This is a genomic window from Longimicrobium sp. (assembly GCA_036389135.1).
In the GTDB taxonomy this organism is placed as follows: domain Bacteria; phylum Gemmatimonadota; class Gemmatimonadetes; order Longimicrobiales; family Longimicrobiaceae; genus Longimicrobium.
Genome location: DASVQP010000104.1, coordinates 1 through 14,979, shown reverse-complemented (window position 1 = coordinate 14,979; position 14,979 = coordinate 1). Strand labels below are relative to the sequence as shown.

Genomic DNA, 14,979 nt, shown 5'->3' with positions numbered 1-14,979 from the left:
GTCATCCTGAGCGAAGCGCTTCACCATCGCTCTCCGTGCTACAAACTTTGGCGCTGCGCGAAGGATCTACTGCGCGTGCCGAGGGGTCCGTCGTGTGGCGCCGGCCTCTTGCCTCGCCGGCTAGATCCTTCGGTCGCCACAAGGACTCGGCGTGTACCGCGGGCTTGGGCGGGGGCGGCTCCCTCAGGATGACAGAGGCGGGGCCGCCGGTTGCACTAGGCACTAGGCACTAGGCACTTAGGACTTAGCACTTAGGACTTAGCACTCAGGACTTTTTCTCCCAACCAGGAGCGATTCGTTGAACGTTGCACGTCTGCTGCTTCCCGCCGTGCGGTGGAGCGCCGAAGATGGGTTCGAGAAGTACAGGGCGACGATCGAGCACGGGCTGGAGCTCGGGGTCGGGGGGTTCATCCTCTTCAACGGGGACACGGAGTCGGTGCGCGCGCTGACTGAGGAGCTGCATCGCCGGTCGAGGCACCCGCTGCTCGTGGCGAGCGACCTAGAGCGCGGGGCGGGGCAGCAGTTTCGCGGGGCCACGCCGCTTCCCCCCGCCGCCGCCATCGGGTCGCTGGGGGAGCCGGAGGCCTGCGAGCGCGCGGGGGAGCTGACGGCGCGCGAGGCGCGGGCGCTGGGCGTCAACTGGATCTATGCGCCCGTGGCGGACGTGGACCTGGAGCCGGAGAACCCGATCATCGGGTCGCGGGCGTTCGGGACGCGGGCGGAGAGCGTGGCGGCGAACGTGGCGGCGTGGGTGCGAGGGTGCACGCGCGGCGGCGCCCTCTCGTGCGCCAAGCACTTCCCCGGGCACGGCCGCACCGTGGGCGACTCGCACATCGAGCGCCCCTGCGTGGACGTGTCGCGCGAGGAGCTGGAGGCGGACCTGCTCCCCTTTCGCCAGGCGGTGGAGGCAGGCGTCAGCTCGCTGATGACGGCGCACGTCTGCTACCCGGCGCTCGACCCTACCAACGCCCCGGCCACCCTCTCGCGCCCCATCCTCACCACGCTGCTGCGCGAGGAGATGGGCTTCGACGGGCTGGTAGTGACGGATGCCATCATCATGGAAGGGCTGACGGCGGGGACCACCGAGGTGGAGGGCGCCATCATGGCCGTCGCCGCGGGCTGCGACGTCCTTCTCTATCCGGATGACCTGGACGCGGTGGTGCAGGGCGTGGAGGCCGCCGTGGATGACGGGCGCCTTCCGCGCGCGCGGGTGGAGGATGCGCTCGCCCGCATCGCGCGGGCCGCGGAACGGGTGGCCGGCGGCCCCATGGGCGACGTGGGCGCGGACGATGACCGGCGCTGGTCGCTTGAGACCGCCGTGCGCTCGCTGCGCGTCATCCGCGGCACGCCGCGTCTGCACGGCGGCCCCGTGCGGCTGATCGAGGTGGAGGACGACCTGGGCGGCCCGTGGCCCCCGTACCCGCGCGTCGCCTTCCCCGCGTCCTTGACGGAGGCGGGGGTGGAGCTGTCGGACGACGGCGAGCCGCTGGTGGTGGTGTACTCCGACATCCGCGCGTGGAAGGGGCGCCCCGGCATCTCGCAGGCCGCCCAGCAGCGCGTCAGCGAGCTGATGGAGGCGCATCCCGACGCGACCGTCATCCTCTTCAGCCTCCCGCGGCTGGCCGATGAGATCCCCGCCGCGCGCAACCTGCTGGCCGCGTGGGGCGGCGAGGGGATGATGCAGCAGGCCGCCGTGGCGTGGCTGACGGGGCGCAGCGGCGGGCTGGCGGGGTTGCACGCGGGGATGGACCGGTAACCGCGGACAACGAGACAGGGCAGGGGAGGGCAGACACGCAGGTCGGCCCCTACGAGGTTTTGTGCGGGTGGTGGGGGGCGGTGCCGGGGCGGGGGCGGCCGCGCGGGGCCGCCCCTACAAGGTGGGTGTTTTCAGGCGGGCAGCGGCGTGGGGGCAGGCACGGGCGCGATAAATCGCGCCCATACCGGGGATCCGGGGGGCGCCGCAGAGATCCGCGCGTACGCCCCATTCCCCATTCCCCAATCCCCATTCCCCCTCGGTTCGGTCCTCTTCTTGCTCGCCCGCAGGCACAGCCACGCGCCGCAACGCAGTCCCACGCTTCGCACGAGGGCCCCTCGTTGAACGCCGACACCCGCTCCCGGTCGCTGCTGGGCGTCTTCGGACAGCCCAAGATGGCGGCGCTGCTCTTCCTCGGCTTCTCATCCGGCCTCCCCCTCTTTCTCACCAGCCGCACGCTGCAGGCTTGGATGACGGTGGAAGGGGTGGACCTGGCGACCGTCGGCAAGGTCAGCCTCCTGGCCCTTCCGTACTCGCTCAAGTTCCTGTGGGCGCCGCTGATGGACCGCTACGTCCCGCCCTTTCTGGGGCGGCGGCGGGGGTGGCTCGTCATCACGCAGGTGCTGCTGGCGATCGCCATCATGGCGATGTCGCTGCACGATCCCAAGCAGGGGCTGCGGCTCCTCTTCATCAACGCGGTGCTGATCGCCTTCTTCAGCGCCAGCCAGGACATCGCGGTCGACGCGTACAGCATCGACGTGGTGGACGACCGTGAGACCGCCGCCGGCGCCTCGCTCAAGGTGGTGGGCTACCGCGTGGCGATGATCCTGACGAGCGGGATCGCGCTGATGCTGGCCGACCGGATGCCGTGGCCGTACGTCTACGTGGCGATGGGGCTGCTGATGGTCGTGGGGATCGCCACCGCGTTCGTGGCGCCGGAGCCGGTGCTGCGCGAGGGGCGGCCGGTCAGCCTGGTGGACGCGGTATGGAAGCCGTTCATGGAGTTCTACAACCGCGCGGGGCCCGCCACCGCGCTGGTGCTCCTCCTCTTCATCGTGCTGTACAGCCTGGCGGACCGGCTGGTGCAGAACATGTACACCCCCTTCCTCATCTCCGCCGGCTACACGCTTACGGAGATCGGGGCGGTCCAGGGGGTGCTGGGGCTGGGGGCCACCATCGTGGGCGTGCTGGCCGGCGGCGCCATCGTGGCCAAGATCGGCATCAACCGCGCGCTCTGGCTGATGGCGGTCCTGCAGCTCCTCAGCAACCTGGTGTACTACGGGCTGTCGCTCACGGAGAAGGACGTGGGACTGCTGACGGGCGCCATCATCGTGGAGAACTTCTGCGGCGGGCTGGTGACGGCCGGCTTCGTGGGGTTCCTGATGATCATGTGCAGCCGCCAGTTCTCCGCCACGCAGTACGCGCTCCTCTCCAGCTTCATGTCGTTCGCGCGTGACGTGCTGGTGGCGCCTTCGGGCGGCATCGCGGAGCGCACGGGGTGGCCGCAGTTCTTCATCCTGAGCATCGTGGCGGGGATTCCCGCGCTGCTGATGCTCCCGTACGTGGCGCCCTGGAACCGCGACGTTCCGCGTGGCGCCGCGCCGCACGATGGCGAGGTGGCCGACGCGGCCGAGCTTCGCCGCGCAAGCTTCGAATGACGAACCGAATGCGCACCCCCTTCTTCCGCCGCGCGCCGGCACTCGCCGCGGGCGCGCTGCTCGCGGCGTGCACCGCGTCCACTCCCGGCACGGGTCCCGCTCCGGAGGGGACGCGCATGGCCTCCACCGACCCGCTGAGTGGCACGCTGCCGCCGATCCCCGCCGTGCGCGGGCCGCTGCGCGTCGACGTCGTCTACCCCGCCGAGGACGCGCGGCTGACGGCGAGCGACAGCAACTTCGTCTTCGGCAGCGTGGGGACGGGGGAGGCGCGGCTCACCATCAACGGCGACGTGGTGGAGGTGGCGCCGAACGGTGCCTTCCTCGCCTTCATTCCCGTGCCGCGCGACGGCGTGTACCGCGTGGCCGCCAGTGCGGGGGCGGAGCAGGCCACCGCCGTCCGCCGCATCCGCCTCCCCGCCGGCGCGGGTGAGACCACGGCCGGCATCGCGGCCCTCGCCCCGCGCGCGGCGATGACGGTGCAGCGCGGCGAGCGGGTGACGGTGCGCTTCCGCGGGGCGCCCGGGGGACGGGCGCGCATCGTCTTCCCCGACGGCTCCGCCGCGCCCCTGGTGGAGACCCGCACGGTGGAGCGCGACGAAGGCTTTCTGCAGGACCGCTCCGCGACGCGCGAGTACACGCAGTACGCGGGGAGCTTCGCGGCGACGGCGCCCCTTCTCTCCCGGGACCGGCAGGTGGGCGTGCCCACGCTGGCCGAGACGGGGCGCGCAGGCACCGCCACCATCGAGCTGGTGCACGGCGCCGACACCGTACGCACTCCGCTCGAGCTCTCGCTCGCCGTGCTGAGCCCGGGCGAGACGCGCACCGCCGTCGCGGCGAGCGACCGCCCGGACTCGCTGACGGTGGCGACGGCGATCCCCGGCTCCGGCACGCCGTACCACTGGACCTTCCCCAACGGCACGCGCTTCACGCTGACCGGCGAGCGCGAAGGTGCGTACCGCGTGCGCCTGACCGAGGACCAGTCGGTGTGGGTGGATGCGCGTTCGGTGCGCCTCCTTCCCGCCGGCGCGCCCGAGGCCAGGGGAACGATCGGCGCCGTGCGGGTGGTGCCGCAGGCGGAGTGGGTGGACCTGCGGCTGGCGATGACGGAGCGCCTCCCCGCGCGCGTGCTGCTGGAGGGGAGCTTCCTGACGGTGGAGGTGTTCGGCGGCGAGTCGCGCACCAACTGGCTGTACTACGGCACCGAGGACCCCTTTGTGCGCCGCGCCACCTGGGAGCAGGGGCGCGACGACCTGTACTACGTCCGCATGGAGCTGGCGAGCCCCGCATGGGGGTGGCGCACCTTTTACGACCGCGACGGGACGCTGGTGGTGCGCGTCCGCCGTCCGCCGGCCATCGACGCGCGGCGTCCGCTGGCCGGGATCCACGTCGCGGTGGACGCGGGGCACCCGCCCGGCGGCGCCATCGGCCCCACGCGCCTCACCGAGGCGGAGGCGAACCTCGCCATCTCCAAGCAGCTGGTGAGGATGCTGCGCGACGCCGGCGCGCGCGTGACGGAGACGCGGCCGGATTCGGCGGCGGTGGCGCTGGGGGCGCGGCCGGTGATGGCGGAGCAGGCGGGGGCGCAGCTCCTGGTCTCCGTGCACAACAACGCGTTTCCCGATGGCGTGAACCCGTTCACGAATTCGGGTACTACGGCGTTCTACAACGCGCCGCAGTCGCTGGACCTCGCGCGCCACATGCAGCGCGAGATCCTGCGCGAGCTGGGGCTGCGCGACCTGGGGATCGCCCGCGCCGATCTCGCGCTGGTGCGCCCCACCTGGATGCCCTCGACGCTCACCGAGTCGATGTTCCTGATGGTGCCGCGGCAGGAGGCCGCCCTGCGCAACCCGCAGGCGCACGAGCGGATCGCCCGGGCGCACTTCCGCGCGGTCGAGGCGTTCCTGCGGGAGCGGGCGGGGGGCGTGAGGTGATTGGCGGAAACTGGCGCCCGGATCACCGGGGGATGAACGCCGGGGGATGAACGCCGGGGGATGAATCCCCCGGCTGGAACCACGGGAAGACCGCTGAAGCGGTCTCGAGAGATGCGGCATCGGGCTGGGGAGCGGACTTCCCGCCACGCCGCCATGCTGCCAAACGGGCGGACCTCCTCGCCGAGTCCGCGAAGGCGGACTTTGTGCTGTTGTTGCCGCGAGTTCACTCGCCACCGTTGAGCAGATCAACCTTCATCCGCCAACCCGCACCATGACCTTCCGCCGTCTCGCGCTGTTATTCGTGGCGCTCCTTTTCGCGCTTCCGCTGGGGGCGCAGGTGCCGCCGAACGTGGAGTGGCGCACGCTGGACACGGAGCACTTCCGCGTCCACTTCACGCCCGCGCTGGAGCCGCTGGCCCGGCGCGCCGCGAATCGCGCGGAGACGGCGCACGCGGCGCTGCGGGAGGTGCTGGTGCAGGCACCGAGGCGTAGGATCGATCTGGTGCTGAGCGACAACGTCGACTTCTCCAACGGGTACGCGACGCCGCTCCCCAGCAACCGCATCGTGGTGTACGCGCACCCGCCGGTGGACACGCCGGAGCTCGCCTTCTACGACGACTGGCTCCAGCTGGTGGTGTCGCACGAGCTCGTGCACATCTTCCACCTGGACTACGCGGCGGGCTTTCCCCGGCTGCTCAGAAGGGTGTTCGGGCGCACGCCCTTCGGCTTCCCCAACGTCCTGGTGCCGCGCTGGACCCAGGAGGGGCTCGCCACCGCGCTGGAGTCGCGGATGACGCGCGCCGGACGGGTGCGCGCGACGCTCTACGACATGATGCTGCGCACGGCGATCCTGGAAGACGAGTTCTTTTCCATCGACCGCGCCACCGGCCATCCCGTGACCTGGCCGGGCGGGAGCGCGCCGTACGTGTACGGTTCGCTCTTCATGGACTACCTGGGTGACCGCTTCGGGTACGAGAAGCACGGCGACTGGGTGGAGACGATGGGGCGCCGCGTCCCCTTCTCGTATGGCGCGGATGGGGCCGCGAAGCGCGCGTACGGCGAGAAGTTCACCGACACGTGGAACGAGTGGCGCGACTCGCTGCGCACCGAGTACACGGCGCTCGCCGACTCGCTGCGCCGCCAGGGGCTCACCGAGCCGGAGGTGCTGGTGCGGGAGGGGCGCCGCACCGAGGGGCCGCGCTGGTCGCCGGACGGGCGGACGATCGCCTTCGCTCACTCGACGGGGCGCGAGGAGACTTCGACGCGTCTGTGGACCGAGGGTGGGGTCCAGGTGCTGGACCCGCGCACCTCGCTGGGCGCATCGGCGTGGCGCTCCGACGGATCGCTGGTGACGGCGATGCTCGATGCGGTCGATCCCTACCGCTACTACTCCGACCTGTACGTGATCCGCCCCAACGGCGACCGCGACCGCATCACCAATGGCGCGCGGCTGCTGGATCCGGACGTGCACCCCGCATCAGGCCGCATCGTAGCGGTGCGCGGCGGGGGCGGGACCAACGTGCCGGTGGTGATGGAGGCGGACGGGAGCGGCGCGCGCGACCTCGCCGCGCCCTCGCCGGACGTGCACTGGACGCGCCCGCGCTGGTCGCCGGACGGAACGCGGATCGCCATCGCGCGGTGGCGCACGGGGGCGCTGTACGACGTGGTGGTGCTCGATGCCGCCACCGGCGGCGTGGTGCGCGAGCTGACCAGCGACCGCGCGGTGGACAGCTCGCCCGCCTGGTCGCCGGACGGTCGATACGTGGTGTTCAGCTCGGACCGCAGCGGCATCTCCAACCTGTACGCCTACGACCTCACCGATGGCCGCCTGCAGCGCATCACCAACGTGCTGACGGGCGTCTTCGATCCCGACGTGTCGCCGGACGGGCGCTGGATCGCGCTGACGCTGTACCGCGCGGACGGGTACCACCTGGCGCGCATCCCGTTCGATCCCGCGCGCTGGACCGCCGCGCCCGCGTTGCGCGCCGAGGTGCGCGAGGCGGGTGCGGGCGCGGAGCTGGCGCAGCGCACGGCGGGCGGCGCGGCGCGCGGCTACTCGGCGCTTCCGTCGCTGCGCCCCACCTCGTGGTCGCCCATCATCGAGTCGGACAAAGCCCTGGGGACGGGGTTCGGAGTGGCGATCTGGGGGGAGGACGTGATCCAGCGGCACAGCTACGAGGCTCACGCGCAGGTGCATCCGCGCGAGACGCGCACCGAGGCGGGCGCCAGCTACCTCTTCACGGGGCTGGGGAACCCCGTGATCGGCGCGTCGGTGTTCCAGGAGTGGGACCGCGTGGGGACGTTCGCCACAGTCAGCCCGTTCGACGAGCCCATCACCGCCACGCTGCTGGAGCGCGAGCGGTCCGCGTCGCTGGTGGCCACCTTGACGCGCCCGCGCTTCCGCTCGTTCAGCTGGCTGAGCTTGGGGGTGGGCGCCCGCCAGCGCGACTACTCCTTTCGCGAATCCGAAGTGGCCGCCATGGCGCCGAACCCGCCCGCGGAGGCCGGGGGCGCGGCGACGCTGGGGTACTCCACCGCACGCCGATACGAGTACTCGGTGAGCCAGGAGGAAGGCTTCGTGGCCGCCGCCTCGGTGGAGGGGCGCCGCTACCTGGAGGACGTCTTCCTGGACAACGGCCCCGGCGACGGGCAGGGCGACGCCATCCGCGGCTACGTGCGCACTACGGCGCGGGCGCAGCACTACGTCCCCCTTCGCGGGCGGGGCTACGCGCGCCACGTGCTGGGCCTGCGCATGGCGGGCGGCGCGGACCACGGCAGCCTCACTCCGGGCTACTCGGTGGGCGGCACGGCGGGCGGGGTACCGGCCTTCCCCCTCTCCACATTCGTGACGATGGGGAGCGAGCTGGACCTGCCGGTGCGCGGCTACCGCGAGGGCGTCCTCTTTGGCGACCGGGCCGTGGCGGGGACGCTGGAGTGGCGCTTCCCGCTGGCGCTGATCGAGCGCGGCCGCAGCGTCATGCCGGTGTACCTGGACCGGCTCTGGGGCACGGCATTCCTGGACGCGGGCCGCACCTGGTGCAGCGACGACTGCCTCACCCGCAGCGCCCGCGGCGACGCGTCGACGATCGCGTCCGTCGGCGCGGAGCTGGGGCTCAACCTGAGCATCTCCTACGTCCCGCCGTTCCCCGTGCGCGCGGGCGTCGGCTTCCCGCTCCGTTCCATCAGGGTCGTGCACGACGACATCGTGCTGCGCGAGCGGCCGAAGCCGCGGGCGTATCTGACGTTTGGGCTGTCGTTCTAAAAATGCCCCCCCTCCCCCCGGCCCCCTCCCCCGCCTGCGGGGGCGCAGGGCGGGTGAGGGGGAGAATTCGGCTCGTATAGCACAGATCCCGTAGGGGCGCGATTCATCGCGCCCACCCTTCGCGTTACTCGACCTTCGCCCGCCGCACCGATTGTGGTAGGGGCAGACCTGCGTGTCTGCCCACCGCCCGCCTCTCCTCGACCCCCGCCCCGACACGATGATCCCGTAGGGGCCGCCCCGCGTGGCTGCCCGTGCCGGCCCCTGCGCCCGGCCCACGCGCCCCGCACGGATGCACGCAAACGCCCCTCTCCCAGCAGTTTGGGAGAGGGGCAGCGAGGAACGAGCGGGGTGAGGACCTACACCATGTGGTTCAGCGGCCCGTGCCCCCCGCCCAGCCCCGGCGCGGCCTGCATCGCCCGGCTCACGTAGCCTAGCGCATCCTCCACCGCGCGTGTCAGCGGACGCCCGTGCGCCAGGCCCGCGGCGATGGCGGCGGACAGGGTGCAGCCGGTGCCGTGCGTATTGCGGGTGTCAAGCTTGGGGCGGCGCCACTCGTGCCAGTCCTGCCCGTCGAAAAGGACGTCCACAAGCTCGGAAGAACGGAGGTGGCCGCCTTTGAGCAGCGCGGCCCCGGCGCCCATCTCCACCAGCGCGGCGGCGGCGCGGCGCATCCCGTCGACATCCTCCACGGGGGCGCCGACCAGGATCGCGGCCTCGTCCAGGTTGGGCGTAACCAGCGAGGCCAGCGGCATCAGCTCGTCGGCCACGGTGCGCTCGGCGTCCGCGTCCAGCAGGCGGTCGCCGCTGCTGGCGACCATCACCGGGTCCAGGACGAAGTGGGGGAGGCGGTGCTCGCGGATGGATCCGGCGACGGCGCGCACCAGCTCGGCGGTGGCGAGCATCCCGCTCTTGCAGGCGGCGGGGTGCAGGTCCTCCGCCACGGCGCGGATCTGCGCGCGGACGATGTCCACCGGAATGGGGTGGACGCCGGTGACGCCGCGCGTGTTCTGCACCGTGACGGCGGTCAGCGCGCTCGTGCCGAACACGCCGAATGCGTGGAAGCTCTTGAGGTCGGCCTGGATCCCCGCGCCGCCCCCGGAGTCGGAGCCGGCGATGGTCAGGGCCACCGGAATGCGGTCGGTCATGCTCGCGTGCGAAAAATGATGCGGTGAGAGCAGATGAGAACAGCTGGTCTCACACAGAGCCACAGAGACAACTGAGAGAACAACCAGGAGGTTCTCTGTGCCCTCGCTTTTCCCTCTGTGTCTCTGTGTGAGGCTTGTCTCGGGGCGCTACTTGTGCCAGGGAAGCTGCTGCGCCGGGTTCAGCGACGGCGCGCCCGGCATCACCGGCGGCGGCGGGGGAAGGGCGTGCAGCCGGCGCAGGAAGTCCTCGTACGAGGGGATCTGCGTCGCGAGCTGCTTCTTCGCCGCGGGGCGCCGCACGCGGATCTCGTTGCGGGTGATCTTGAGCCGCTGGAGGGTGGCCGGGTGCGTGGCGAACCACTGCCCCACGCCGCCCTGCGGCAGCGTCGCCTCCTCCTTCACGAAGCCGTTGAAGAGGCTCAGCATCCCGTTCGGATCCACCCCCGAGGCGATCAGGTAGCCCACGGCCAGCTTGTCCGCCTCCTGCTCGTCGTTGCGCGAGTGCGAGGCCGTCCACACCGCGCCGCCGATGTCCAGCGCCTCCTGGTTCAGGAGCGGCTCCCGGTCCAGGATCACCTTGTACAGGATGCCGGACATGGAGCGCGTCCTCATCTGCCGCTGCATGGTTTCCGCGCCGTGCCGCGCCGCCACGTGCCCGATCTCGTGCGCCAGGACCCCCGCCAGCTCGCTGACGTTGCGCGTTCGCTCGATGAGGCCGCGGTTCACGTAGATGTGGCCGCCGGGGAGGGCGAAGGCGTTGACCCCGCCCGTGTCCACGATGTAGAAGCGGTACGGCACGTTGGGGCGGGCGCTGTGCCGCGCGATCATCCGTCCCAGGTCGTTGACGTACAGCGTCAGCGGCGCGTCATTCAACAGCGGGACGTGCGTGTTGATCTGCGCGGCGATCTGGTCGCCCAGCACCTGCTCCTGCTTCTCGCTGACGCATGCGCCGAGAAGGGGGAGGAGGGCGGCCGCCGCCGTCGTCCGGCGGGCCCGCGCCGCGAGGGCGCGGGCCCGGTGCTGCCAGCCGCCCGAGGCGCTCACCGGCCGCGGTCCTGCGGCTGCGGAGTCAGGGAGCGCACGCGGGCGCGGAAGTTCTGGTATGCCTGGTTGTCCCTCACCAGCCGCGGGTTGTTGCTGGCACCGGGGGTGGCCTGGATCATCGCCTGCACGTTCGTGATGCGCTCCTGCGTCTGGGGGTGCGTGGCGAACCACGTCTCCACCTTGCTGGGGTTGCGCTGGCGCTCGCCCATCAGCGTCTGGAAGAAGGTGGCCAGCCCCTGCGGGTCGTACCCGGCGCGCAGCATGATGTTGACGGCGCCGCGGTCCGCCTCGCGCTCCGCGTCGCGGCTGTAGCCGGCGAACACCGCCGTGCCCACGCCCTGCACGCCCACCCGCTCGATGGTCCCCGGGTTGCGCCGGAGGACGCCACCGTACAGGATTGAGATGAGCGCGTTCGCGCCCTGTGCCCGCTGGAGCTGCTCGATGCTGTGCCGTTCCGATACGTGGGTGATCTCATGCGACAGCACGCCCACCAGCTCAGACAGGTTGTTGGCGCGCTCGATGGTGCCGCGGTTCACGTAGATGAAGCCGCCCGGAACCGCGAAGGCGTTGATGGCGTCCGAGTTCACCACCTGGAAGGTGTAGCGGATGCCGCGCTGGTCCGCCACGGCGGCGAGCTGGTTGCCCAGCGTGTTGATGTAGTTGCGCGTCGCCGCGTCGTTCACCATCGGGAGCTGCTGGTTGATCTGACGCGCATAGTCCGAACCGAGCTGGACCTCCTGCTGCGTGCTGACGGTGGCGCAGCCGCCCGCGGCCGTCGCGCCGCACAGCGCAAGCACGGCGGCCCCCCGCCGTGCGCGAGCCTTAAGTGCAAGTGCCATCTTGATCTCCATGCTTTGGATTGTGGGCTTACGGCCCATTCGAAAAGCAAGACGCGGACCACCCACGGGGCAATGCTGACCCGCCGCGAGGAGCGCCTCCTGCGCACCCTGCGGCAGCGGCGCGCGCGCGAGGAAGAGGGCCTCTTTCTGGCCGAGGGGGTGCGCACGGTGGAAGACCTTGTGGCGTCCCCACTTCCGGTCCGTTTCGCCGTCGCGTCGTCCACCCTGGGGGACACGCCTCGCGGACGGGGCCTGGTCTCCGCCATCGAGGCGCGCGGCATCGCCGTGCACGAGGTGGACGAGCGCGACTTCCGCGACTGGTCGGACACGGAGACGCCGCAGGGCGTGCTCGCGGTGGCCGAGATCCCGCGCGCCGGGCTCGCCACCATCCCGCTGGATGGAGACCCCGCCGTCCTCCTGGTGCTGGACGCGGTGCAGGACCCGGGCAACTTCGGCACGCTGGTGAGGACGGCCGAGGCGCTGGGGGCCGCCGGCGTGGTCGCGCTCCCGGGCACCGTCGATCCCTGGAACCCCAAGTCCGTGCGCGCGGCGATGGGCTCCTCCTTTCGCCTCCCCGTCGTCGAAGCGGACTGGGCCGTGCTGGAGCCCTGGCTGCGCGGGCACGGCGTCGTCACCGTGGCGTCGGCGGTGGGCGCGCCGCCGCCCGATTCGCTTCCCCGGCGCGCGGCGCTGGTGCTGGGCAACGAGGGCGCCGGCGTCTCGGCCGACACCCTGCGCCGGGCCGACGTCACGCTGGGCATCCCGCTGCGCGGCCGCGCCGAGTCGCTGAACGTGGCCGCGGCCGGCGCCATCCTCCTCCACGAGCTCCTTCGCTGACATCCATTGACGCCCGACTACCTGATCTGGGGCTACGCGGCTCTCCTGGGGGCCTGCATCGGCTCCTTTCTGAACGTATGCGTGTACCGCTGGCCAGCGGGGCTGTCGGTCATCCGCCCCCCGTCCCGTTGCGGCGAGTGCGGCACGCAGATCCGCTGGTACGACAACGTCCCCGTCTTCGGCTGGATCTTGTTGCGAGGCCGCTGCCGTGCGTGTGGCACCCGCGTCTCCATCCAGTATCCGCTGATCGAGCTGACGGTCGCCTCGCTCTGGCTGGCGGCGGTGCTGCGGCACGGGGTGAGCTGGCAGGCGCTCTCGTCCGCCCTCTTCTTCACCCTGCTGCTGGGGATCGCGCTGACCGACGCGCGCACCTACATCATCCCCGACGAGTTCACGTGGGGCGGCCTGGCGATCGGCCTGGCGCTCTCCTTTGCGCCGGGCGGCATCACGCCGCAGCAGTCCGCGCTGGGGGCGCTGCTGGGCTTCGGGCTTCTCTGGATGGTGGCGGAGCTGGGGGAGCGCGCCTTCAAGAAGCAGGCGATGGGCGGCGGCGACATCAAGATGATGGCGATGGTGGGCGCGTTCGTGGGGATGCCGGGCGTCCTCCTCACCATCTTTCTGGGCGCGCTGCTGGGCACGCTGATCTTCGGCCCGATCTCGTGGCGCACGAAGAAGCTCGTCCCCTTTGGCATCTTCCTCGCCCTCGGCGCCGCCATCGCGGAGCCGTGGGGGAGCGCGATCGTCCAGTGGTACCTCCGCGAGTTCGTGGGCATCTGAAGAACAGCATCACACAGAGGCCACAGAGGGAACTGCAAGCCACAAAAGCGGTTCGGCGCTCTGTTCAGGTTGCCCTTGTCTGTGGCCTTGCGGTTCCCTCTGCGTCTCCGTGTGATGCTTTTTTCATTCTTCACGCCCCGCATGAGATCCGCGGCCGCCGCGCTGGTGCTCGCCGCGGCCGCCTGTACCCCTCCGCGGCTGGCGCCCGAGATCGCCGCCGGGCGTGTGGTGGCGGACACCGTCCACTCCACCGCGCTCGCGGACAACCCGCTCGGCGACTCCCCGCATCGCGCCGTCTCCGTCTACCTGCCGCCGGACTACGGGCGCACCTCGCGCCGCTACCCGGTCGTCTACCTGCTGCACGGCTTCGACGGCGGCCCGTCTCAGTGGACCGGGCGCTTTTCGCTGCGCACGGCGATGGACTCGCTGATCTCCTCCGGCGCGGTGCGGCCGATGATCGTGGTGATGCCGGACGGCGGGAACCGGTTCGGCGGATCGTTCTTCGCCAACGCCGCCGCCACCGGCCGCTGGGGCATCTTCCTCGTCCGCGAGGTGGTAGGGCACGTGGACTCCCGCTACCGCACGCTCGCGCGGCCGGCCAGCCGCGGCATCGCCGGATGGTCGATGGGGGGCCACGCGGCGCTGCACCGCGCGGCCCAGCACCCGGAGGTCTTCGGCGCGGCGTACGCGCTCAGCCCGTGCTGCCTGGGCCCCGAGCTCCTGGGCGACTTCGGCGACGCGCCGCGCGCCGCCGCCCTGGCGCTGCGCACGCCGGATGAGGTGGCGGCGGCGCCCTTTGGCAGCAAGCTCCTCGTCGCCGTGGCCGCGCTCCACTCGCCGGACCCGTCGCACCCGCTCGGCCTCGCGCTCCCGTTCGCCCCCGGACGCGAGGATGCCCTCGCGCGGTGGAACGAGCATACGCCCGCGCGCCTGGCGCAGAGCTACGCCGCCAACCGCGTCCGCCCGCGCATCGCTTTCGACGTGGGCACGCGCGACGGCCTCCGCCACATCCCCCCGACCGCCCGCGCCCTCCACGCCGCGCTCGCCGATGCCGGCGTCGCGCACACCTTTGAGGAGTATGACGGCACCCACGGCAGCCACATCGCCGAGCGCATGCGGACAAGGGTGTTTCCGTTCTTTTCGCGCGTGCTGCGGTAGGCCCCCTCCCCCGCTCGTCACCTCGCGGCCCCTCCCCCCAAACTACCTGGGGGAGGGGCGGTGGCGTGCGTTGGTGCGCGTCGGCGGGGTTCGTCGCGGCGGCGGGCACGGGCAGCCACGTGGGGCGGCCCCTACGGGATCGGGGCGGTGGGGCAGGGATGGGGGTGTGGCGGGCGGTGGGCAGACACGCAGGTCTGCCCCTACTGGATGGCGGTGTGCGTTGGGCAGAGCGGCGGAGCAACGCTGGACACGGGCGCGATAAATCGCGCCCCTACCAGATCTGGGCGCCGCTGACGGAGTTCTCCCCCTCACCCGCCCTGCGCCCCCGCAGGCGGGGGAGGGGGCCGGGGGGAGGGGGCCCTCTGCGCGGCACAAAACCCGCCAAACCGCACGCAAGCCCCCTCTACCGATAACAGAGGGCGCAGCCCTCTCCTGTTATCGGGAGAGACATCTGAGGTGGTCCGTCAAGGCTTTTCGGTTCAGGCGGCGGCCGCCAGGCTGATTCGTGACGCCAGGGGCGACCCGCGCTCCACCAGTGCCTTGACGTATTGAGCCTCGTTGTACGGCGTACGTTC

General features: G+C 71.7%; 10 protein-coding genes. 7 read left to right on the top strand and 3 right to left on the bottom strand.

What is annotated here, in order from left to right; all coding sequences use genetic code 11:
- Nucleotides 1–298: 298 nt before the first annotated feature.
- From VF584_21820 to VF584_21805, 4 genes are all read left to right on the top strand, one after another.
- The gene (locus tag VF584_21820; GenBank protein ID HEX8212829.1) at nucleotides 299–1,756 is read left to right on the top strand and encodes a glycoside hydrolase family 3 N-terminal domain-containing protein; all 1,458 of its coding nucleotides are present in this window, start codon (nucleotides 299–301) and stop codon (nucleotides 1,754–1,756) included.
- 338 nt (nucleotides 1,757–2,094) lie between these two features.
- Nucleotides 2,095–3,411, top strand: a complete 1,317-nt coding sequence (locus tag VF584_21815; GenBank protein ID HEX8212828.1) for an AmpG family muropeptide MFS transporter — start codon at nucleotides 2,095–2,097, stop codon at nucleotides 3,409–3,411.
- Nucleotides 3,408–5,342, top strand: coding sequence for an N-acetylmuramoyl-L-alanine amidase (locus VF584_21810; protein HEX8212827.1), 1,935 nt, complete (start codon nucleotides 3,408–3,410; stop codon nucleotides 5,340–5,342). The genes VF584_21815 and VF584_21810 overlap by 4 nt, the downstream gene beginning before the upstream one ends.
- 271 nt (nucleotides 5,343–5,613) lie before the next feature.
- Complete coding sequence (locus tag VF584_21805; GenBank protein HEX8212826.1) at nucleotides 5,614–8,604, top strand: hypothetical protein; 2,991 nt, start codon at nucleotides 5,614–5,616, stop codon at nucleotides 8,602–8,604.
- A gap of 356 nt (nucleotides 8,605–8,960) precedes the next feature.
- Here the strand turns inward: VF584_21805 and thiD are convergent, their stop codons facing one another.
- The 3 genes from thiD to VF584_21790 form a co-directional block, all read right to left on the bottom strand.
- On the bottom strand, nucleotides 8,961–9,749 hold the full coding sequence (gene thiD, locus VF584_21800; GenBank protein ID HEX8212825.1) for a bifunctional hydroxymethylpyrimidine kinase/phosphomethylpyrimidine kinase: 789 nt from the start codon (nucleotides 9,747–9,749) through the stop codon (nucleotides 8,961–8,963).
- A 147-nt stretch (nucleotides 9,750–9,896) separates the two neighbouring features.
- Nucleotides 9,897–10,793 carry a M48 family metallopeptidase gene (locus VF584_21795; GenBank protein ID HEX8212824.1) on the bottom strand — a complete coding sequence of 299 codons (897 nt, stop codon included), beginning with the start codon at nucleotides 10,791–10,793 and terminating at the stop codon, nucleotides 9,897–9,899.
- Nucleotides 10,790–11,632 (bottom strand): M48 family metallopeptidase, encoded by an 843-nt coding sequence (locus VF584_21790; protein HEX8212823.1) that lies wholly within the window; start codon nucleotides 11,630–11,632, stop codon nucleotides 10,790–10,792. Before VF584_21790 ends, VF584_21795 begins: the two co-directional genes overlap by 4 nt.
- 72 nt (nucleotides 11,633–11,704) lie before the next feature.
- On the opposite strand from VF584_21790, the gene VF584_21785 reads away from it, so the two are divergent.
- From VF584_21785 to VF584_21775, 3 genes are all read left to right on the top strand, one after another.
- Nucleotides 11,705–12,469: an RNA methyltransferase gene (locus VF584_21785; GenBank protein HEX8212822.1), complete on the top strand. Its 765-nt coding sequence runs from the start codon at nucleotides 11,705–11,707 to the stop codon at nucleotides 12,467–12,469.
- 6 nt (nucleotides 12,470–12,475) lie between these two features.
- A complete protein-coding gene (locus VF584_21780; GenBank protein ID HEX8212821.1) occupies nucleotides 12,476–13,246 on the top strand; it encodes a prepilin peptidase in 771 nt (256 codons plus the stop codon).
- A 141-nt stretch (nucleotides 13,247–13,387) separates the two neighbouring features.
- Entirely contained in the window at nucleotides 13,388–14,404 is a 1,017-nt protein-coding gene (locus VF584_21775) for an alpha/beta hydrolase-fold protein (protein HEX8212820.1), read from the top strand.
- The last annotated feature ends 575 nt before the right edge of the window (nucleotides 14,405–14,979 follow it).

Bases quoted from the DNA above. Each gene is read 5' to 3' on its own strand.
- thiD (HEX8212825.1), bottom strand. From the start codon at position 9,749: ATGACCGACCGCATTCCGGTGGCCCTGACCATCGCCGGCTCCGACTCC.
- VF584_21810 (HEX8212827.1), top strand. From the start codon at position 3,408: ATGACGAACCGAATGCGCACCCCCTTCTTCCGCCGCGCGCCGGCACTC.
- VF584_21775 (HEX8212820.1), top strand. From the start codon at position 13,388: ATGAGATCCGCGGCCGCCGCGCTGGTGCTCGCCGCGGCCGCCTGTACC.
- VF584_21790 (HEX8212823.1), bottom strand. From the start codon at position 11,632: ATGGCACTTGCACTTAAGGCTCGCGCACGGCGGGGGGCCGCCGTGCTT.
- VF584_21805 (HEX8212826.1), top strand. From the start codon at position 5,614: ATGACCTTCCGCCGTCTCGCGCTGTTATTCGTGGCGCTCCTTTTCGCG.
- VF584_21785 (HEX8212822.1), top strand. From the start codon at position 11,705: ATGCTGACCCGCCGCGAGGAGCGCCTCCTGCGCACCCTGCGGCAGCGG.